We start from the raw sequence: 20894 nt of genomic DNA, 5'->3' as shown, positions 1-20894 counted from the left end.
GCCTTAGAAGTTGTCACAAATAAAACTCAAGCGCAATATTTTTGTTCTAAATATGTAAACAGGGTGTCGGACGCATGACTATGAAAAACCTTCAAGTATTTGTGCTGCAATAGTTTCAAGCTCAGATCTCAGCCATATTAGACCTTGGTCTAAGTTATAGGATGGATGCCAGACCATGAACAATTTATAGTCAGGTAATGCGATAGGCGGTTCTAATATCTGTACATTTTTTATTTCATGTTGCCTGATAGAGAGAGCGGGGACCGTAGCGATTAAATCTCCATTGCTTACAAGTTCTGCCACATTCATAAGTTGTGGGACTGTGGCCGCTATATGCCGATACTTTCCGAGTTTTTTCAGTTCATTGTCTAAACTGCCAGTTTCAGCCCCCCAAGGAGAGACAAGTACATGCTTTGCACTTAAGTAATGCTCTAAAGAGAGTTCTTTCGAAACGAGCGGGTGTTGTTTTCTAGCAATGACACGATAGTGTCCAGAAATTAATTTTTGTTGGCTAAGATTATTGTCGAAAGCGTGTGCATGACTAAACGTCAGTACCAAGTCGATATGATTGGACGACAACGCTTTGATTGGGATTTCTGACCTGAGATCTATGACCTTGATTCGAATATTGTAGTTAAGTGAGGATAACTTATTGAGCAAAGGGTAAATAAATAGCTTAGTTGTAAAGTCGGTGGCAGCGATAACAAACTGTCTGTTTGACGTATTTTTACAAAAGCTATCAAGACCAATCGCAACTTGGTTGAGTAGTGCAAGGCCTTGCTGTGCGAGTGGTTGTATATTTAGCGCCTTTTGTGTTGGAAGCATTTTACCGTTCTCTCTAACAAAAAGAGGATCGTTAAATGCAATTCGAAGCCTTTTTAAAGCATGGCTCATAGCGGATTGGCTCAAACTTAAACTTTTTGCAGCATCGGATACACTTTGAGTCTGGTATAGCGCATCAAGTACTAACCATAGGTTTTGGTCAAATTGTCTTAGATTCATAATATGTACCATATTCATATTTATCTGAAAAATGTACATTTGATTCATGCTTGAATGCAACTTAATCTACAAGTAAGTCAATGTAAGGAGCTTTATACATGAATGATTACGTCGCAGTTAATTTGGCTCAAAAACTGGCTCTTTTTGAAGAACATTGGTCACCTAAAGTTATTGGGCAGATCAATGATTACCAAATAAAAGTGGTCAAAGTACTGGGAGAGTTTACGTGGCATCAGCACGATGATACCGATGAATTGTTTTTAGTTTTAAAAGGGCGGTTGGACATTCATTTCGAAAATAGAGTTGTAACGCTTAATAGTGGAGAAATGCTTGTGGTGAAAAAGGGAGAGCAGCATAAACCAGTAGCGGAAAAAGAATGTGAAATTTTACTCATTGAGCCAAAAGGTGTTGTTAACACAGGAGATGCAGGTGGCAAGTTGACCGCACAAAATGATATATGGATATAGATGACCCCAGCATTGAGGTAGGCACTCAATACTGGGTAAAATTCAATACAATCACAAATTGCGAATATGAAAGATTTCTCTTTTGTGCGCATTGCCGTTTAGGATGATACTATGGATATCGTCATATGCATCGACGGATACTAGAGGATTGGAATTGAGCAGCAAAATGTTTGCGATTTTACCCGGTTGAATTGTTCCATATTTTGACTCCAACCCGTATGCCTTTGCATTATTTATTGTGGCGCTGGCTAGCAGTCCGACTAGGTCAACGCCCGAATCATGCATATCTTGTAACTCCCAAAAAGTAGATAACCCAGGCTGGGATGCGTAGGTCGGGGCTGGCGGCGTGTCTGAGCCTAGTAATATTTTCCCGCCATTTTTGTAAAGGTAATTTAAAACACGTTTACCGTTAATTTGTTTGCTGCGTAAATAATCAATTTTTTGTTGTTGCGTCAGACCTTGCCAGCCGGATAACATTTCGCGAGCAAACCACTGACCATCCGCTGAGGTATACCAGCTAATTTGCCAGCTAGGTAAAACTGTTTTGTATTTTGGGTTGTCCAAATGGTTGGGCACCATTACATCAGTTAGACTGCGCATGACATTTAGTGAAGGCTGGTAGTAAGTTTGGGCTGTTAAGATCCCATCAGCAACTCGTTGAACATTTTTTGGCAAAGCGAGGGAAATATCGTCCCCTTGCTGATGTTCATCCAGCCAATTCCAAATGCCATGGGCCAAAATATCAACATGATTATTTAGTGCTACAGAATGCATGTCAGTCGCATTGGCGTGAACCATCACTGGCAAATTTTGGCGATTTGCTTCATCAACTATTTGTTCTACATTTTCATTATTAATGAGACGAATATTTGTCGCTTTATCAAACCCATCTTCTAAAAATATTTTGGCACAGATTGCCCCGTCTTTTTTTAATCTTTTGACAACCGCTTGGGCTTCGTGCAGGGAGTTAACGGAAGGCGTGTTTAGGTGAGTTGGGTCGCCATGTTGATGAACATAATAAGGCCTACGCTCATTAAGGTGCTGATATTTAATGCCTTGAGCTGAGTAGCCCTGATATATAGGCATTGCACCACAAAAATAGGCATTTGGTGACATGTTAAGTTCTTTAAAGCTGGCAATGCCCTGCGCTGTATTTGCAGGGTCTACTACTTGCGTCACGCCATAGTACAAGTAGTTGCTACCTTGACGTTTTAAATAGGCCGTTTGCATTTTTGGGGCGTCTTTGTCTGTTTTTAAAAGTCCAGGCATAGTTCGCAAATGTGTATGACTATCGGTTAACCCGGGAATTAAAAATTGTCCATTTGCATTTATGATTTTTTTGGCTGGTGGCTTTTTCGCTTTATCAGAAACCTCAATTATTCGCCCCTCGTTAATTGATAGCCAATGATTGGTTTTTATTGATACTTCGCTTTGGGTTATCGGTGATATAATCGTTGCATCAGTGATCAGTAAGTCAACTTCAGCGTAAGCTAGGTTGGTAGTAATCAATAGAGCAGTAAGTTGGATATTTTTTTTCATAAGACCTCCGTTGTTACGCTGAGTTTATAAAAACGGTTATTGATGTAATGAAAAACGAATAATATAAATCTTAAATTTGTCTTAAAAAAATAAAAAGCAATAAAAACAAAATCTAATATGAATTCAGAGCCAGAAAGTATTCGAGTTGGGAAGTGGGTTGTAATACCTAAATTAAACAAAATACAGCTTACGGCTTCGCCTAACGTATATGTTGTGACGCCAAAAGTGATGGCGCTTCTTACGACCTTGATTGAACATCGCAATAGCCCTTTAAGCGTTGATGAGCTTGCCCAACGAGTTTGGCCGGACAGAGTGGTGTCAGACAATTCTGTCTATCAAGCGGTAGCAATGCTTAGAAAAGTGCTCAATGAAGAAAGCGACATTGACTATATTGAACGCATTTCTGGTCAAGGGTATCGGCTGTCTACTGAAATTGACGTGTTCAATTTAGACTCCAACGTGGTTGATAAAAAGACACACGCGTATCTGTATGTAGGGGCCATATTTACGTTATTTTTAATTTTGCTGGCTATCTATGTGTTTGGCCAAAAAAATCAAGCTGATTCAAAAAGTGACCCTCACTTTGAAGCTGTATCTCTCGCTGAGCACCTTACTAAATCTAAACTTCCTGAGAGAATTACCAAGGCGAAACAAATTTATACGGAAGTTTTGGAAGTAAGTCCTGAGCATGTTGTGGCGATGAGTGGTTTATGTAATACGCATATGGCTTTGGCAATATATGGCTCACTGCCTGAATCACAGGTAGATGCTTTATGTCGACCACTTTTATTTAAGGCATTAGAGCTTGATAGCAACAATGCAGATGTACTTACTTCGCTAGCAAGATTAGAGACCTTGAGTAGAAAGTTTGATCAAGCGAAAGTGTATTTTGACCAAGCACTTTCTTTGTCAAATGAATCACCCATGCTATGGCATTGGTACGGACGCTTTCACCGAGAGAAAAACAATCTAGATAAAGCGCTAGATGCCCATTTAAAAGCATTTAGGCTAGCCCCTAACAACCCTACGGTGCTAAGAGGATTAGCATACACCTACTTGAATCGTCGAGATTTAAAAAATGCACGAAAGTATTTTGAGCGTAGTGTTGAAATCGCGCCCCATGTTAAACACATTGCGCTTTATCAATTAGATTTTTACCTGCTAAACAAGCAAAGAGCGAAAGCGTATAAAGCTTGGTACGAAAAACACATGACAGAGTACAGTCGAGTGTATCCTTTGCATAAGCTCTCGCATATTTTGTTTTTACTGAGTACTGGAAACTTAGAAGAAGCAATACAAAAATCGGAAGAAATCCAAATAACGCGGCAAAACGTGACGTCATTTAACCTATACGTACGTGCAGGGTTAAAGTGGTACCAACAAGATAAACAGGGCGCAATTGATTTATTAAAGCAGCGATATTTACTGGCCCCAGAAGACAATCACTATGCAATGCCATATATCATGGGGCTTTATCAAACTAGGCAGTATAGTGTCGCAAAGCTGCTATTTGAAAAGCACTTTAATTCAGTTAGCAGATTGAATCGAAACGTTAACGAACATGTTGGTGTTTATTTGCTTTATGCAATGATTTTGAAGAAGGTGGAAAACAGGCGTAAGGTGCAGGAAATAAGGGCACTTATTGCTGAACATTTAAATGGGCCGACGAAATTGGATATTCGATATCAACCTTTTTGGTATTCCCTAAACGAAGATCCTGAACAATTAACTACGTCAATATTCAATTTATTGGATAGTGGATGGTTGCCAGATACCAATGACAACATCTTTGCTGTAGAAATGTATAGTGAACTGATTCATGAAGTAGCATTACGAGATATGTGGCTAAATAAGTTGAAAAGTGCGCAAGCGGCTCTGCGTTAATCACTTATAAGCAAGAGCAACAAGCAGGTATTTAAGAAAACGCGCCCGTCAGGTATTCAATTAATTTTCGTTTAGCAGGGCTGAGCAACTGGCGGTGTGGATATACCAACGAAATGGGTAGAGGGTCGACTGTATAATCCGATAGAACTTGGACAAGTTCACCAGTTGATAGATGCGCGTCAACAATCTGAAGGGGCAGATAGGCTATGCCAAGTCCTGCACGCGCCATTTCGCAAAGTGCTGAATCATCATTTACATCATATTGCCCATCTACTTTTACAGTGAAAGAACGTTTGTGCTCTTTGAATGCCCAGCGCTTAGGGTGTGTGAGCATTGTATTTATCAAGCAATTGTGTTGCGGTAACTCTTTCGGATGATTGAGCTGGCCATGTGTATTCAAATACTCTGGACTTGCGACCAAAGCGAGTTTCAGCTCAGAGATACTTCTGGCGACTAGATTGGAGTCTTCCAATTGTCCGACTCTAATCGCAAAGTCATAACCTTCTTCTACGAGATTAATGGTTCGATTAATTTGGGTGATTGAAATTGAAATTTCAGGGTGTTTCTTTAGTAGTGAGGTATATAAGGGGGTAAGTACCACTTTACTGAGGATTGGCGGGACTGTGAGTTGAATATGGTCACTGTAAACTACATCGCCTTTATGAATTGCTTCCAACGCCTGCACACTGTCTGTTATTTCAGATATTTTTGTAAGATATTGACGTCCATCTGCTGTGAGTGTAACTGAACGGGTTGTTCTTTGCAGTAACCTCACGCCAAAGTGTTTTTCAAGTTCGTTCACTTGGCGACTTACCGCAGAAGTGACTAAGTTCAGTTGGTCTGCGGCTTGGCTAAAACTACCTAACTCACACACCTTTTGGAATACCAACATAGATTTAAATAGATTCATTGTGCATTAAAAGTGAAAAGAGAGTTTATTTCTTTATTATTTATCATATTTACTGAATTATCTACACTGCATTCATCAAAGCAAAGCAACATATTAAATTTGGAGAATGACTATGAAAGTTTTATTGATTGGCGCAACAGGTACTATTGGCAAAGCGGTCCATGCGCGTTTAGCACAATCGCATGAAGTGCTCACAGTAGGCCATAAAGACGGTGAGTTTCAGGTGGATTTACAAAGTAAATTGTCAATTCAGGCGCTGTTTGAAAAAGTGGGAAAAGTAGATGCCATAATTTCAACCACAGGTATGGCCGCCTTTGCTCCATTAAATGAGTTAACTGATGAGCAGTATCAGCTAGGTTGGCAAAATAAACTGATGGGTCAAATCAATTTGTATAGAGTCGGAGCCGGTTTTGTCAACGCAGGTGGCAGTATAACTTTGACCTCAGGCATGCTTTCAGAAGAACCTATGGTTGGCTCTGCTTCCATCAGTGCGGTCAATGGTGCACTCAACGCTTTTGTAAAAGCCGCAGCTTTAGAGTTGGGTGATTCTTTAAGAATAAACACAGTAAGCCCTATATTTGTAAAAGAAACCATGGAAATGATGGGTATGGATAGCAGCACGGGTATGTCGGCTGCAAATACGGCAGTTACTTATCAAGCGGCGGTAGAAGGGGTTATGACAGGGCAGGTGCTTGATGTGAGGGATTTCGTTTAAATACTAGATTACAAAAATTCTTGTATATAAATAAACGGGATAAAAGGCCTAGGTACTTGTATTTATAAGTGCCTAGAAGGGTCAAAATATAGAACCCTTGTTAGTTACTGTTGTCTATTTTAAAGGTTTAGCTCGAATTCCTAGCCTAACTGGCACATTGTACAATCTTTGCCTGATTGCCTGATTGCCTGATTGCCTGATTGCCTGATTGCCTGATTGCCTGATTGCCGCGAGATATGACAGAGCTAGGGAACGAAAACTCTTGCCGTTTTTGATTGGGATTGATTTTCGTGAATAGTCAAATACGATAGTTTCAAGATCTTGGCTTTTAAGCTGCGCCATTTTGGTTTCGTATAGGAATTAATAGGTATAACTCCGTTAGAATTTTTTGAGACGGCCATACTTTGTTTGAAGTACTGTTTTTTATTTATGCATTTGTGTGGAAATGAGAAGAGAGCTTTAAAAATGAACAAAACGCGTGTTGATATCGACAGAGCAGAAGAGTTGTGATTGAACTGTATGCTTATAAATTGAAAACATTACTTTTAAAATCATGTGTATATTGAATTACGGACCCATTTTAATTAAATTATGAACTTCAATAAAATAATGAGAGAAAAATATGTTAAAGCTTTTTGCATTGCAAGTTAGTGTTCATGACGTAGAAGCCGCGAGAGATTTTTATGTTAATGGACTTGGTTTTGAGGTCATAGGAGATGATCTGTTACCGCAAGCTATGTATGTGAAAAAAGATGATTTAACAATTATCTTAAATAAAGTTGAGCAGCCAAAGGAGATCACATACCCAGACCAATCTCAAATGATCATTAATCTCGTCACGACTGATCTTGAAGGCGCGCTAGCTGATTTGAAAACAAAAAATTTAAATTTGCTGCATGAAAGTGCGCAAGAATGTCCTGTTGCACACTATATTGCTGTTGCAGATCCAAGTGGAAATGTAATTGAAATCATTCAAATGAAAGATTAGTTCAACTTATCCAGTTCACCTGAACTTAAAATTTCATCGATAGCGAAACTGGACTGATCACTGAGTTTCGCTTTCAAAAGATCTAAAGCTGTTTCCCGTTCAATAAACTGAATAAACTCGTCAGGCGTAAGAGATAAACTATCTAAACGTTTTCCAAGTTTATTGAAATCCGTTTGTCCATTACTGCTACATGCCCATTTTTGCGCAATTTTGTGCATCGTTGGTAGCGTTTCTTCCTTTGAAACTTCACTTATGAGTTTTTTGGCTAAATAGCGGCTTAAGATTTGAGTTTCGTAGCCATCATGGTTTATTGCCGTATTGGACAGTAAATGACTAGAATAATACGGTGCTTTTTCTTCTACGTTGAATTCGTCCAGCATCATTTGCCAAGCGTCAGTAAAGCTAAAGTCAAAGTCAGGCGCAGCAGGAAATACCGACCTGCTTTCGGTTGTTGTCTTGATAAGCTCCAGCGCTTTAAATGCATCAAGCTTTTTCAATGAAGGGGCATTGCTTGCAAATTGAACGAACTGCTTTAAGCTTTCTTCCTCAAGGAATTGGGCTGCTGTTTCGAATACAAGTGAATAGGTACGATAGGGGTACCATGTTTCTTTTAATTTACCTTCTATAGATGTAGCTACTTCGTCACTGATAATTCCTGCTTTAACGCTGGACTTAAGCGTGAATTTTATATCTACAAGTGCTTCTGAAATATGCCCGTATCCATATGATTTATCAGTATGAAGTAAAGTAACTTCGTCATCATCTTCAATTTTCCCAGAATCAAAGGATTCAAAAACTTCACCAACCCCAATCATGCCATACAAAGCAAGCTCAGTTGCGCGTAAAGCGCCCATACTCGAGCATCCAATTACTACGACCTTATTGTCAATTGCGTCCAGTATTTCCTTGTGCCAAACAGCTGGATGCTGCTCAAATGTTCCGTCAATAAGCAAAATAATATCTGGTTTTAGCGCTTTCGCCTTAAGTATATCTCCTTGTTTTGCGGGAGGAAGGACAGACGCGTCGGGGAGTACTGAAATAACCTCACTTTCAGAGATTGTTGGCCCAGCAAATACAATTACCTTCATGGAATGAGACTCTCTGTGTTTAATTGTGCTACATGTTTTGCCCGTGTGCCAAAAATGTATCCTGGGGTGTCATGGATTCCCTCTAAGTTTGGCGCAATCACTCTGACAACAGGGATCTGGTATTTTGATTTGGTTAAATCAATATAAACGGGATTGATATCACAATGTTTGAGCTTGAGAAGAACATGATTAAGATCATCTTCGATGGTTTCACTTTGAAAGCTAGCTAGCGTATTAAAGTCTAGTTGATGCTCAGGTTCATCTTGTAGGAGTTTACGTAGCTCAGACATAGCCTCTAATTGACGTTTAGACTCATATTTGGCGAGGTTAATATCGTCTCGAGAGCCAGAGATAAGAGTGAGCCTCGTTTGGATCGCTTCAGTTATTGCTCTGGAAAGTGCGACGTTAGCATTTGGGTGTGTTCCAGCTCCAGAGGCCGAATATAGGGGTCTATATGGGTTTTCTTGTTCATCAATGATGGTTGCTAAAAAAGTTGGAACACCAATATCGCTGGTAATATCCCATAAAGCACACAATACACCTGCACTTGAGAGTTTTGACAGTAGCTCAGAGATAGAGCTGTCTGTAATCGTTTTTAAATCTACGCGCTTGATTTGGTATTTATGACTCTCTTTCAATGACCATAAGCACAGTGCATCTCGTTCAATCACCTCACACAACCCATGAAGCTGTGCCTCTTCTATGGTGTTACCAGAGGCAAGTCCATTGGTACTCATTTGAAAAACGCCGCTGCCAGCAGGCAATGGCAGTGTATAATCGCAATGTACCAAGTCATAGGGTACATATAAAGCACGCTTGTCATCGAAGGCTTCAGCTGCAATCCAAAGACGTTTTTCTTTTGGGCAAAACGGCTTTACACTCAATTTAGGCAGTGAGGTTATCTCTACGAAGGAGTGATCCTGCTTTAACTCGTTATAACTCATAAACTTAAGTGGCAAGTCTATATTCTCGGCATGATAAGTCTCGATAGCTTCCATGGCCGCTGAGACCTTAGCCGCAGCTAGTGTTGCCCCTTTGCCCTGTGAAACTGCCACGGCTTTAGAATTTGGACGACAGGCGGTTGCAACAGGGACACCGATATTATCTAAGCCAGTTACATTTGCGATGCGAGTGATCCCCATTGTTTTGAGCGTGGGAGAGATTTTATCTAGTGTTTGCTGAGGGCTTAGGACACGATGCGTGCCTTCAAAATACTGTTTTTTCATTTTTCCAACTTGAGAAGGCCCCATCGAAAACAGGGCCTCATTGACTTAGTTAGTCTTTTTTCATAGTGCGTAAGTTAGCGATATAACATGCAGCGCCTAAAAGGTGAGGTGCCATATCACGCGGGTTTATTGCCCCGATCTGGGCATTTGTATCACCATAATAGCGTTCTAAATACTGACCTGTATGCTCTTTTTTCAGTTCATCTAACTTCAATGCTTCATTTTTGTCGTCCTCATTAGGCACATATTTATCAACATTGTCGAGTTCTTCTTTACTGATATAGCTGATCTGGTACCCATATAAGTCATCAATACCTCTAATTCTTTCAGGGTTCTTGAACGATACGATGTATAAGTTTTCTTCTTCGATTGGAGCACTTAACTGATGTTCAAACTCGTGAGGTACAGGGTAGATAGGATCAAATGAATTGGATACAAGTTGAATTGGAATATCAAGACCCGAATTTAAAAGTCTTGCAAAGTTAGGGTCGTTTGCATTTAGGCGATTCAGTTGGATCACACGTAAATCAATCATGTAACCTGGTTTTAACGGCGCTTGTCCCGCAAATGTAGTAGGTAGCTTGTCTTTTGCTTCGGCAAGGTTCCAAGGGATCACTTTTGTCACCGCAGGACCCATTAAATTGAGTGGGAATAGGTTGTCTTCGTTTAGGAAGAACTTATGAATATCTTGCTCTGAGTGCACCCACTCGATAAGACGTGAACCCTGTGTATAGAAATCTACGTCTAGGTATACAATTTCGCCATTTTGTCTTAGCACAAACATATTGTGTGCTACTTGACGCCATTGCTCTGCAATTTGTTCTTCAGTTAAACCCTGAGCTACTTTTGGCGCATTTGAAGTTCTAAAAATATCATTTCTAGAACTTGGTTTATTGTTTTGTGCTTGAGACATCTTGTATTTCCTTTTTATAGGTATTTAGATTGAATTAATGCATCCGTAATATCTATCAAATGTTGGTTGTCGCTGTTTTTACTATATGTTTCTAGTAAAGACTGCAATTGAGAACCTAAGAACATTTGGTTGACATCACATAGGGAGTGGCAAATCTGTTTCAATTTAGGTTGGTACATTTCCCGCGCCTGTGAATCCTGTGCGGACAATGAAATGAGCTGCGCATACGCAATCCAACTGAAAGGAAAAGAATATGTTTTGCTGAGCTCTTTCCAAATAGCAAAGCAACATTCTAATTGCTCGATGGCTTCAGTCGGGTTGCCGCGTTTAAATGCAACCCATGCCAAATTGGCGTGTGCAGCTGCTTTGTAATCGTCCATATCCGTTTCTTGGCTATATTTAAGTGCCAAGGTTGCACAAGCGAGTGTTTTATCCACATCTTGCGCCAGTCGATATGAAATCGTTTGATAAGTAATACAGCGAGTTAAAGTAACCTTGTCGTTAAGCTTTTTCGCGATTTCAATTGCTTGGTTCAACTTATCGATGGCGGCATCATGCCTTTTATTTAATGAGAGTGAAAAGCCGTTGACGAACAGCGCATAAGCGTAAAGCGACGTATCGGCGGTTGCTTTAGCTGAGTTTTCCGCTAACTGGGCAATGTGCAGATCATCGTCGCCAAGAATGTATCTATTTTCACGAAACTTCAGGTGTAATAAATCATCGTAAAATTTTGCTTTCACGGCGTCAGTTCCAATTAGCTCTACAACCGGAGACGTTTGATCAACTAATCTACTCATTGATGATTTATTACCGAGCCAATAATTGACATATAGCTGAGCACTTTTTAGCGACAGCCACAACTGCCACCAGCTGTTGTTTTGTGGTGATTGAGTGTGTGGAAGTGTTTCCAGTATGTTGTCGGCAATTTCATATTGTTCCAATGCATCACCGTGTTGATGAACGATTTCAAACGTTTTTCCAAGGGTCAAGTAGGTTTGTACTGTTAGCTCGTTGAAGTCACTGTGGGCCAGCTTATCAGTAAGCTGGTTCAAATAAATTCGGGCTTTTTCCTGTTGGCCAATTTGCGAGTGGTTGTGCCCTAATCGGTACAAACTCTGTAAGTATATATCGTCACTATTTAATTTTTGTGACCCACTCAACGTAAGCGTTTTATCGAAAAACGTGATTGCCTCGTCAAGTGAATACTTAGCCTCGGCATATTTAGCTGATTTGTAATACCATAAACGAGCTTGGGAAATGTCGTTGGCCGCTTCGTAGTGTCTGGCAACTTCAGAACTAAGCGTTGGATCTTGAGTAACTTCTTGTTCTATTACTTTTGCGGCTTTCAAATGCCATTTTATTAGATGGTTTTTGTCGATTGAGTCGTACGATACGTCTTTGATCAGCGCGTGCCTGAAAATATAATTGTCTGAGTGTGCTTGGCGTTGTTTAACTAAAATTCCTTGCTCGACTAACAATTGAAGATCGGCAGATAGTTGAGATTCTGTAATATCAACAAGGTTAAATAAACGTTGATGTTCGAATTCGCGCCCAAGCAGAGCGGCTCTTTGAACAGTGTCTTTTGCAAAGCCTAATGATTCCAAATTACTTTGCAGTGACTCCCTTAAAGTCAACGGCACTTGAGCAATGTGCTCAGGGCTTGAGAAGCAGTATTCACCGTGTTTGAGCTCAACATATTCCTTTTGTTTGAGCATACCAACTAACTCTTCAATAAATAAAGGTACACCATCGGCGCGACTGATCAAGGTATTATGTAGCTCATTGGAAACGGGTTTATCTGAAAAAAGTTTGCTAATAAACTCGCGCGCATCAGGCTCACTTAGTTTGGCCAATGTCAAAGAGGTATAAGAAATTTTGTTTGCCAATGATTTAGGCAACTTTTCCCTTGATGTGGCTATCACGACGCTATCGGATGTAAGCTGCGGCGTTGCATATTTAAGAAACTCTAATGTGGTATTATCGGCCCAGTGAAGGTCTTCTATAACAAGGCAATTGCGCCTCGGGCCAAAACTTTTTGGAGAAAAAAGCAAAGAATACAAAGATAAAAAAAGCAGCTCTTTTTGCATTTGTGCTGAGCTTGGACTTCGAAGTTGTTTACCGTCTAATTTAATATTGAGCCAAATGAGTAAAGACGACAGTGCTTGGTCTAAGTTAACTTGCTCAATTTTGTCTGACAGCGTACTTTTAAAAAGGTGGTAAGCCTCATGGCTACTAAGCTTTTCAAGCCCGAACTTGTGTTTTACTAAATTTAAAATAGGGTAGAGTGCATTGTTTTGGTGTTCGGGTAAACATTGTGCCAGCTGGTAAGCAAAATCGGCATTTCTATTTGTTATTTCTAACAGCAGACGAGATTTCCCCATGCCTGCTTCGCCCTCAATATGAATAAGGCGGTTGTCAGAACCAATGCCATTAAACACAGTCTGGATCTGTGCGAGCTCTTGTTGGCGGCCTATAAATTCATGGCTGCTTCGTGTGCCTCTCAAGAATCCAAATGCTTCCGCTTTACGCTCCCCAATAAGTGAGAATACTTGCTCAGGATGATAGGTCTGTCCCAACTTTAACTGAACATACTGTTCAAGCTCACAATACGGTTCAAGCAATGCTGTGGTGTCATTGCTACATAGGATCTGCTTTTCTTTGGCTGTTCTAGCCAAAGTCATTGCAGCGCTGGCAACGTACCCTTCAGGCGTTGCGTTCGCATAGGTTAAAAACATGCCTGTGTGCATGCCAATATGAATGTTTAGCTGGGCGCCATGGGCTTCTCTCATTAAGGCATTTCGTGTTGCAAGCTCACTGAGAATTTCCAAAGCACTTCTGGCGCAAAGACGTGCGTCATTATCGCTGCTTGTCGGGTAACCGAAGTAAAATAGTGAAGTATCTGAAATACTGCCGACGTGATATGCGCCAAACCTTGATGCAACATCAATAAAGTGGTTTCGCTGAGATTTAAATAAAGTATCTAAAACTTCTAAATCGTGTTTTCTGTTGTCGACAAAGCTGGTGCTAAAACGAATGGCGAGCACCGTAATTTGCTTTTTTTCGCTACTAACTGTTTGAATGCTAGCCGGTGACAAAGCGGTGGCGTCTTCGGGCCGAAAAACAACGGTTTCGTCGTCAAAGTTTGGATGATTTGCTGTTGGTGCTGCGAGCCCCACTAAATTTGACATATTAATGGACTTTAATTCATCAAATATTTCGGCACCGGTTACAACTCGCTCTGAGACATCTTTTTTTAGGACGCGTCTAAGTAACTCAGAAATAGGGTGGCTAAGAATAGCACTCGGCAAGGGAATATGAACTTCGCTAAGCTGTTTATGATAAATGGCGGCGACGCTTGTTCCATTCATAGCTGGTGAGCCAGTTAAACATTCAAGGAACACCAAACCCCAGACATATAAGTCAGTTTTGGTCGTAGCAGGCTCTCCGCGCAATTGCTCTGGTGAACTATAAGAGGGGGTGCCTAGCGTTTCTTGTGTGAGTGTTAGTGTTCTAAAGTCTGATTGTCTATTGTCCTGAGTAAAAGTGCCGATACCAAAGTCTAAAATTTTAACATGCAACTTAGCCCCGGCTCTGGTAAGCATAATGTTGGCAGGCTTGATGTCTCTATGAACAATGCATTTGTCATGGGCATGTATCAGCGCATCCAATACTTGAAGCATAATATCAGTCGCTTCCAATGCCTCGAATGCGCCATCTATTAGCAAATGCTCACGCAGTGATCGCCCTTCGACAAACTCGAAAACACCGTAAAGCAGGTCTTCGTCAATCTGTCCTTTATTGAGTAATCGAACTATATTCGGATGCTCTAGTCGGCTACTTAAGTCAGTTTCTCGTTTAAACCTATCAATATACCTTTGCTTTTTTTGTTCGTCGAAGTGCTGGTCAATAGCCAAAAACTTGATGGCGACATATTGACCAGTATTTACTTGCCTCGCTTTAAAGACTTTCCCGAAGCCACCTTCACCTATTTTATTTAACAACTCATATCTTGAAGATTCAAAGCGTTCAAGAATGTGGGAATCAGAGAATTGAGTTAATGACATGATTGTAAACAGCTTCTTTTCATTTAAGTTTGTGTCTTTATTGCGATATACAACTGACGTATGAAAACGAATTAATAGCAGAGGTATAGCAAACGTAACTAATATAAGAGAACAAATTATAACTATTGCTTTTTCTAACGCTAGTCTTTTCGGTATCGCTGTGTGGGCACTCATCTTTTAGTATTAAAAAAGAATCATCATATATCTTTGTCTAATGAAAAAGATAGTTATTTTATTTATAAAAAATCAATAAACTCATCAGGGGTACACCTTATTTTCCACAAAATGCCATCACAGTAAATACCTGTGTAATATAGTGTAATAAAATGCTGTACATCCTAAAGGTGGGTCGAGTTTATATGAGAAAGGTGGATTTGAATTGTTCGTTTAAAGTGCAATACTGACAAAGTAAAGCACGGTGAACTTTGATATTTATTGCGACCTATAAACAAAAAATATGATCACAAAATTGCATTAGTGAGATGAGGGGGTATTAATTTTGCTCAATAGTGCGAAAATGGCAATAATATAGAGGGTGTTGCTAGGCAATCACCTTTATTAATACACTCATATCAGTCACGCCAGCTTCTTTCATCGCATCTTTGACATTTTTTATCATGTCAAAATACTGAGTTTGTAGCTGCAAAAAGTACTGGTTTCTTTGATCGTAAAAAGCTTTTTGAGCCTCGTCATTGTGATCAATTTTTGCGTTTAGCTCTGCAACTTCTTGCTTAACAAGATCTAGCTCTTCCTTCATTTCTTCTAAGCGCTCTAACATTCTGCGAATGTGGTCGGGTAAATCGCCATACTTATCTTCGTTTTTTTCTTGTGCTTCTCGGCCAGAAAGTTTTTCTTTTTCCTCGTGAGACAGCTTATGAGCCCCTTCTAATTCTGAAGGTTTTTCAGTTTTCTCAGTATTTTTGGCTTCTTCAGATGATTGAGCGGCGTCTTCATTTTGCTCGGCAGCAGCCGCTTGTTCTCTCTCTTTCGCTTTGTTCATGAGATCCGTTGCTAGCATATGGCCATAAGCCACACTCATTTCATGTAATAAGTTCATCAAAAAGTCCTTGATATAACAGCCAGTAAAAAGTAGACGGGTATACGATACCGAAGTAGTTATCGGCGAAGTGACGAAATACTTTAGACAAAAATAATAATTATTTATTGGTTCAATAAGATCTGACGATGACCCCAGTATGTTATTACAAATATATACTTTGCTAATTAAAGATGAGTTAGTTTGGGTATTAGTCTAGTGTTGCTATGTACACTATATCCGGTAGGTTTTGATAAGAGCGCAAACCGTGGCGCACATTGGGGTGTACGCCTAGAATAAATTCACAACAGAGCTGTTAGAACGTCCAAGCCACATGCACTTGAGGTACAGATTCGTTTGTATCAGTGCCAAGCTTGTTGCGCCAGTATTGCCACTCTACACCTAAATACAACTGATTTGATGGCATCTCTAAAGCGTGACCTAGATCCCAACGAATAATCGGCTGAGCTAACAGCCAACCTTTTACATCTGAGCCTGTTTCACTTTCACGTTCAGCTATGTACTCTACATGGCCTGTTACTTCAAACTTTTGATTACCTATAGTAAATGGGTACCCCCATGCGATGTCTATCATCCAGCTATTGGTTTGCGCTGGCGCTCCGCCTTTTGTAAGGCCTTCGCTGTCATCAATATAGGCAGTAAATAAAGTAGAAAGAAATGAAAACCCTTTAACATCCCAAGAAACTTTTAATCCCGGCAGGTATTTCATAACTTTGGAGTCACCAGCCATATTGAACCCGGCAACAATGCCAATATCTTTGATATAACGACTTTTAATGTCTAAGCCGCCTATTTTGCTTAAGCTGAAGTTGGAATACCACTCACCATAAAAGTCTCTGTCTTGATAATTGTCGTCGAGATCATCAACGAGATAGTCAATGAAAAAGAAATTATCGCCGTATTTATAACCCGAGCTATGTTGCAATGAATATACTGTTGTACTTGCTTCATTCGTACTAAATGGGTTTTTAAAGTCACCATGGTTTAGGTGGAGCTGTGTGTTACTCCAATCCGCAGAAAATGCTGTTGAGGACGCACAAGTCAAAGCAGTGATGAATGTCAGAGAGCGTATTTTATTCATTAATATATCTTCAAAGTTGATAAACCTTGTAATTATATATTAAGTAATTGAATTATGTGAATTGAATGAAGAGCGAATGTGCACCCAAGTTGATTGAGTGCACAAGCAAATATTAAGCTTTATTCCTTCTCAAGATAATCACTGCTACAGCCGTGAAGGCAAGGATAAAGCAGTAGAATGAAGAAGTGGAAACATCCCAAGGGCTTATACTGAATGTTGCGCCTAACAATAATGCCTGAGCACCATATGGCAATGACCCTTGCATGACACATGCAAATATATCGAGTAAGCTGGCAGACCGTTTGGGGGAAATGTCGCTGTCATCTGCAAGCTTTTTGGCAACAGGACCTGCAACGATAATACTCACAGTATTGTTTGCAATACACATATTACTGGTCATAACTAAAGCGGCAATACCGAGCTGATCGGCAACTTTGCTATTTAGCTTTCCGAGTGAAGAGGTCACTTTGTGGATCTTTTTAGCGATATATTCTAAGCCGCCGTTGATTCTAATAAACTCAGACAAGCCACCAATAAACATTGACAGTAAAAAGATCTCTTGCATGTCAGTAAAGCCTTTATAGACGTCTTTAACAAAAGCACCGCCTTCGTAATCACCAGCGAAGCCCACAGCAGCGGCAAAAATAATGCCACTGAATAACACCGCAAACACATTGAGGCCCATCACTGCTAATACCAAAATAAAGACATAGGGTAAGACGAGCAGCCAATCAAAAGGTTTGGTTTCAACCGCCTGTGGCTCTGGCGTTAAAAATACCAAAAGCAATACCGTAAAAAATGCAGCAGGCAAGGCGATTTTTAAATTCTCTTTAAACTTGTCTTTCATTTCACAGCCCTGTGTTCTTGTCGCCGCAATAGTGGTATCCGAAATAATAGACAAGTTATCTCCAAACATGGCGCCGGATACTATGGTGCCAGCCATCAATGCTGGGTCAATGCCTGTTTTGATTGACACTGCGTAAGCAATTGGCCCAATTGCGCCAATAGTACCCATAGACGTCCCCATGGCAGTTGAAACAACAGCAGCAATAAGGAACAAACCTGGAAGTAGGAAAGATGGAGGGATCAAAGACAACCCTGCATTGACTACCGCGTCAACACCGCCGGTTGCTCCCGCTACAGCAGAGAAAGAGCCTGCCAGTAAATAGATCAGACACATTGTAATGATATTGCTGTGACCAGCACCTTTAATAAAGGTTTCGACACTTTGATTAATAGAAGTCTTGTTTAACCAAAATGCGAGCACAATAGCTGGCAATATGGCTACTGGTGCGGGTAACTGGTAAAAGGCGTAATCGACACCTTGAGATTGTAAATATAGACCTGCACCTAAAAATAGGGCAACGAAGGTTAGTAAAGGTAGCAAAGATAACTTTGCTTTAGTGTTGTCAAAAGATGGCTGCATAGCACTCCCCAAAAAACAGTATCTACTTAATTGCAATGTGTAAGTAGAAATAACCACAGCCAACAGGGCTATTATTAGCTGTATTTAAACTTCAACGCCCGCAATAATTAAATCGGCGAATGCGGAAGTTTAAATGTTTAGACGTCTAAAGTCTACGGTCTTTATTATAATTATTGAATAACTGACTATGACATAGAGATGGGCTAAACTCTAGGCCTGACAAAGCTTGAGGTGATCACAGTTAGTGATGTAACTTAGTGATTTTACTGAATAGCAACCTGATCCGTTCTCGCAAAGCCGCCAACAGCGATAGCTGTCGGGTACTGTTTAGACGGGAGTGATTAGTGTGATTTATAACAACGTATAATTTTAGGAATGAGAGAATAATGACAAAAATAGGTGTGTTTGGGGCCAACGGCAGAATGGGTCAAGCTTTAATTGAAGCTGTGGAAATAGAACAAGGAGCACAGTTGGCTGCCGCATTTGTTAGATCAAGCTCGCCTTTTTTAGAAACCCCAATTAAAGCGTTACAACCAGTGCATTCATCAGAGCTGACTTTTTCTGATGAAGAGGCGAAGGAGTGTCATGCTGAGGTGTTAATTGATTTCACTTTACCTCAAGGTATGTTGGTCCATTTGAAGACTGCGATTGACAATAAAGTACCAATGGTAATTGGTACTACAGGTCTAGCAGATGATGAAATGGCACAGCTACGAGAAGCAGCGAAAGTAATACCGATCGTTTTTGCACGTAATTTTAGTGTGGGTGTAAACCTGCTCCTTAACTTAGTCCAAACAGCGGCGACTAAGCTTGCCGACGAAATGGATATAGAGATTTTTGAAGCACATCACAGAAACAAAATTGATGCACCGTCAGGAACAGCATTAGCAATTGGTGAAGCTATTGCAGAAGCAAAAGGGTGGGACCACGATGAGGTGGCTCGTTATGATCGCAGCAGTGATCATACGGCTAAAAGTCAAGATGAAATTGGCTATTCAGTCCTCCGAGCAGGTGACATAGTTGGTGAACATACCGCTTACTTTGCAACCATGGGTGAAAGGCTTGAATTAACCCATAAAGCAGCATCTCGATTAACGTTTGCATCAGGTGCAGTAAGGGCTGCGCAATGGTTAAAAAACAAACCAGCAGGACTTTATGATATGCAAGATGTGCTAGGTTTGAAGTAGTTTGTTTATTTTTTTGGCGGTTTCAATTAAAAATGAGTTTTAACAGCTTATTTTTGAGTTTTTTGATTGAATTGTTAGACGAATCGAAGAAAGTGCTGTAGACTATAACGAATTTGCCAAAAATTTATTTACTGCGTGTTACCAAGCGCTTTGTAGACGGGAAAAAAGCGTGTTTGCTTATCCCGTTTTTTCATATCTATGGAGGTTAACTTGACTAAATCCGCTCTGTTAGTCCTTGAAGACGGTACGGTGTTTCGCGGTACTGCCATCGGCGCCGACGGTATATCTGTTGGTGAGGTAGTATTCAATACGTCTATGACAGGATATCAAGAAATCTTGACAGATCCGTCTTATGCGGAACAAATTGTCACCTTAACTTACCCGCACATCGGAAACACTGGTACAAACAGTGAAGACGAAGAAGCGGACAAAATCTGGGCTAAAGGCCTTGTGATTCGTGACTTACCATTACTTGCAAGTAATTTCCGTAACGAACAATCGTTAAGTGATTATTTAAAAGAACGTAATATTCTAGGGATAGCGGATATCGATACGCGTAAATTGACGCGTATCCTACGTGATAAGGGTGCTCAAAATGGATGTATCATCGCTGGTGATGATGTCGATGAGCAAAAGGCGCTTGAAGCGGCTAAGGCATTCCCTGGCCTGAAAGGAATGGATTTAGCAAAAGTAGTAACAACAGAGTCTTCTTTCCATTGGAATGAAGGTAGCTGGACACTAGGCGAAGGCTTTAAAACGCTTGAGCAAGGTGAAGAGCAGTTCCACGTTGTAGCCTACGATTTTGGTGTAAAGAAAAATATCTTACGTATGCTAGTTGACCGCGGCTGTAAACTAACCGTTGTCCCTGCAGAAACCTCCGCTGCAGAAGTACTGGCGTTAAACCCTGATGGCATCTTCCTATCAAACGGACCTGGTGATCCAGAGCCATGTACTTACGCGATTGATGCTATCAAGTCTTTCCTTGAAACAGACACTCCAATTTTTGGTATTTGTCTAGGTCACCAATTACTGGCATTAGCATCTGGTGCAAAAACAGTAAAAATGAAGTTTGGTCACCACGGTGGTAACCACCCAGTTAAAGACCTAGATCGTGATGTTGTGATGATCACTGCTCAAAACCATGGTTTTGCTGCTGATGAAGAGAGTCTCCCTGACAACCTTCGCGCAACGCACAAGTCTCTATTCGACGGTACGTTACAGGGTATTCACCGCACTGATAAGCCTGCTTTCAGTTTCCAAGGTCACCCTGAAGCGAGTCCTGGTCCACACGACGCTGCACCGTTGTTTGACCACTTCATTGAATTAATGCAAGCGCGTAAAGCCTAA

General features: G+C 40.5%; 16 protein-coding genes. 6 read left to right on the top strand and 10 right to left on the bottom strand.

All coding sequences use genetic code 11. From position 1 onward, the window contains the following. Positions 1-78: 78 nt before the first annotated feature. Positions 79-1002: a LysR family transcriptional regulator gene (locus tag QNM18_RS09120; protein WP_211010194.1), complete on the bottom strand. Its 924-nt coding sequence runs from the start codon at positions 1000-1002 to the stop codon at positions 79-81. Between the two features lie 98 nt (positions 1003-1100). Here QNM18_RS09120 and QNM18_RS09115 point away from each other — a divergent pair, with 98 nt between their 5' ends. Continuing rightward, the gene (locus QNM18_RS09115; RefSeq protein ID WP_211010193.1) at positions 1101-1469 is read left to right on the top strand and encodes a cupin domain-containing protein; all 369 of its coding nucleotides are present in this window, start codon (positions 1101-1103) and stop codon (positions 1467-1469) included. A 51-nt stretch (positions 1470-1520) separates the two neighbouring features. Here QNM18_RS09115 and QNM18_RS09110 read toward each other — a convergent pair whose 3' ends face one another. Then, positions 1521-3008: an amidohydrolase family protein gene (locus QNM18_RS09110; RefSeq protein ID WP_284136959.1), complete on the bottom strand. Its 1488-nt coding sequence runs from the start codon at positions 3006-3008 to the stop codon at positions 1521-1523. Between the two features lie 117 nt (positions 3009-3125). On the opposite strand from QNM18_RS09110, the gene QNM18_RS09105 reads away from it, so the two are divergent. Further along, positions 3126-4892 carry a winged helix-turn-helix domain-containing protein gene (locus QNM18_RS09105; RefSeq protein WP_284136958.1) on the top strand — a complete coding sequence of 589 codons (1767 nt, stop codon included), beginning with the start codon at positions 3126-3128 and terminating at the stop codon, positions 4890-4892. Between the two features lie 31 nt (positions 4893-4923). Here QNM18_RS09105 and QNM18_RS09100 read toward each other — a convergent pair whose 3' ends face one another. Further along, a complete protein-coding gene (locus QNM18_RS09100; protein ID WP_284136957.1) occupies positions 4924-5802 on the bottom strand; it encodes a LysR family transcriptional regulator in 879 nt (292 codons plus the stop codon). A gap of 112 nt (positions 5803-5914) precedes the next feature. On the opposite strand from QNM18_RS09100, the gene QNM18_RS09095 reads away from it, so the two are divergent. Further along, complete coding sequence (locus QNM18_RS09095) at positions 5915-6517, top strand: short chain dehydrogenase (RefSeq protein WP_211010189.1); 603 nt, start codon at positions 5915-5917, stop codon at positions 6515-6517. A gap of 622 nt (positions 6518-7139) precedes the next feature. Then, positions 7140-7505 (top strand): VOC family protein, encoded by a 366-nt coding sequence (locus QNM18_RS09090; RefSeq protein WP_284136956.1) that lies wholly within the window; start codon positions 7140-7142, stop codon positions 7503-7505. Here the strand turns inward: QNM18_RS09090 and QNM18_RS09085 are convergent. The 7 genes from QNM18_RS09085 to QNM18_RS09055 form a co-directional block, all read right to left on the bottom strand. Further along, positions 7502-8593: a TfuA-like protein gene (locus tag QNM18_RS09085; RefSeq protein ID WP_284136955.1), complete on the bottom strand. Its 1092-nt coding sequence runs from the start codon at positions 8591-8593 to the stop codon at positions 7502-7504. The two genes, QNM18_RS09090 and QNM18_RS09085, sit on opposite strands and share 4 nt — an antisense overlap. Then, positions 8590-9819 carry a YcaO-like family protein gene (locus QNM18_RS09080; RefSeq protein ID WP_211010187.1) on the bottom strand — a complete coding sequence of 410 codons (1230 nt, stop codon included), beginning with the start codon at positions 9817-9819 and terminating at the stop codon, positions 8590-8592. Before QNM18_RS09080 ends, QNM18_RS09085 begins: the two co-directional genes overlap by 4 nt. A gap of 49 nt (positions 9820-9868) precedes the next feature. Beyond that, the gene (locus QNM18_RS09075; RefSeq protein ID WP_211010186.1) at positions 9869-10732 is read right to left on the bottom strand and encodes a hypothetical protein; all 864 of its coding nucleotides are present in this window, start codon (positions 10730-10732) and stop codon (positions 9869-9871) included. Positions 10733-10746: 14 nt separating this feature from the next. Next, complete coding sequence (locus tag QNM18_RS09070) at positions 10747-14796, bottom strand: protein kinase domain-containing protein (protein ID WP_284136954.1); 4050 nt, start codon at positions 14794-14796, stop codon at positions 10747-10749. 541 nt (positions 14797-15337) lie between these two features. Beyond that, the gene (locus QNM18_RS09065; protein WP_284136953.1) at positions 15338-15853 is read right to left on the bottom strand and encodes a hypothetical protein; all 516 of its coding nucleotides are present in this window, start codon (positions 15851-15853) and stop codon (positions 15338-15340) included. A gap of 295 nt (positions 15854-16148) precedes the next feature. Beyond that, complete coding sequence (locus tag QNM18_RS09060; RefSeq protein WP_284136952.1) at positions 16149-16934, bottom strand: nucleoside-binding protein; 786 nt, start codon at positions 16932-16934, stop codon at positions 16149-16151. Positions 16935-17046: 112 nt separating this feature from the next. Then, a complete protein-coding gene (locus QNM18_RS09055; protein WP_211010183.1) occupies positions 17047-18360 on the bottom strand; it encodes a Na+/H+ antiporter NhaC family protein in 1314 nt (437 codons plus the stop codon). Positions 18361-18746: 386 nt separating this feature from the next. On the opposite strand from QNM18_RS09055, the gene dapB reads away from it, so the two are divergent. Continuing rightward, positions 18747-19547 carry a 4-hydroxy-tetrahydrodipicolinate reductase gene (gene dapB, locus QNM18_RS09050; RefSeq protein WP_211010182.1) on the top strand — a complete coding sequence of 267 codons (801 nt, stop codon included), beginning with the start codon at positions 18747-18749 and terminating at the stop codon, positions 19545-19547. 210 nt (positions 19548-19757) lie between these two features. Next, the gene (gene carA / locus QNM18_RS09045) at positions 19758-20894 is read left to right on the top strand and encodes a glutamine-hydrolyzing carbamoyl-phosphate synthase small subunit (RefSeq protein ID WP_284136951.1); all 1137 of its coding nucleotides are present in this window, start codon (positions 19758-19760) and stop codon (positions 20892-20894) included.

Origin of the sequence: Pseudoalteromonas obscura (assembly GCF_030135505.1) — a bacterium.
GTDB lineage: Bacteria > Pseudomonadota > Gammaproteobacteria > Enterobacterales > Alteromonadaceae > Pseudoalteromonas > Pseudoalteromonas obscura.
Note: the sequence above shows the minus strand (reverse complement) of the source record. Positions and strands in the feature narration are given on the sequence as shown.

Excerpts from the sequence above, each read along its gene's own strand:
- QNM18_RS09120 (WP_211010194.1), bottom strand. The coding sequence starts at position 1,002 with ATGAATCTAAGACAATTTGACCAAAACCTATGGTTAGTACTTGATGCG.
- QNM18_RS09115 (WP_211010193.1), top strand. The coding sequence starts at position 1,101 with ATGAATGATTACGTCGCAGTTAATTTGGCTCAAAAACTGGCTCTTTTT.
- QNM18_RS09060 (WP_284136952.1), bottom strand. The coding sequence starts at position 16,934 with ATGAATAAAATACGCTCTCTGACATTCATCACTGCTTTGACTTGTGCG.
- QNM18_RS09095 (WP_211010189.1), top strand. The coding sequence starts at position 5,915 with ATGAAAGTTTTATTGATTGGCGCAACAGGTACTATTGGCAAAGCGGTC.
- QNM18_RS09070 (WP_284136954.1), bottom strand. The coding sequence starts at position 14,796 with ATGTCATTAACTCAATTCTCTGATTCCCACATTCTTGAACGCTTTGAA.
- QNM18_RS09100 (WP_284136957.1), bottom strand. The coding sequence starts at position 5,802 with ATGAATCTATTTAAATCTATGTTGGTATTCCAAAAGGTGTGTGAGTTA.
- QNM18_RS09105 (WP_284136958.1), top strand. The coding sequence starts at position 3,126 with ATGAATTCAGAGCCAGAAAGTATTCGAGTTGGGAAGTGGGTTGTAATA.
- QNM18_RS09075 (WP_211010186.1), bottom strand. The coding sequence starts at position 10,732 with ATGTCTCAAGCACAAAACAATAAACCAAGTTCTAGAAATGATATTTTT.
- QNM18_RS09085 (WP_284136955.1), bottom strand. The coding sequence starts at position 8,593 with ATGAAGGTAATTGTATTTGCTGGGCCAACAATCTCTGAAAGTGAGGTT.
- QNM18_RS09090 (WP_284136956.1), top strand. The coding sequence starts at position 7,140 with ATGTTAAAGCTTTTTGCATTGCAAGTTAGTGTTCATGACGTAGAAGCC.
- QNM18_RS09110 (WP_284136959.1), bottom strand. The coding sequence starts at position 3,008 with ATGAAAAAAAATATCCAACTTACTGCTCTATTGATTACTACCAACCTA.
- QNM18_RS09080 (WP_211010187.1), bottom strand. The coding sequence starts at position 9,819 with ATGAAAAAACAGTATTTTGAAGGCACGCATCGTGTCCTAAGCCCTCAG.
- QNM18_RS09065 (WP_284136953.1), bottom strand. The coding sequence starts at position 15,853 with ATGAACTTATTACATGAAATGAGTGTGGCTTATGGCCATATGCTAGCA.
- dapB (WP_211010182.1), top strand. The coding sequence starts at position 18,747 with ATGACAAAAATAGGTGTGTTTGGGGCCAACGGCAGAATGGGTCAAGCT.
- QNM18_RS09055 (WP_211010183.1), bottom strand. The coding sequence starts at position 18,360 with ATGCAGCCATCTTTTGACAACACTAAAGCAAAGTTATCTTTGCTACCT.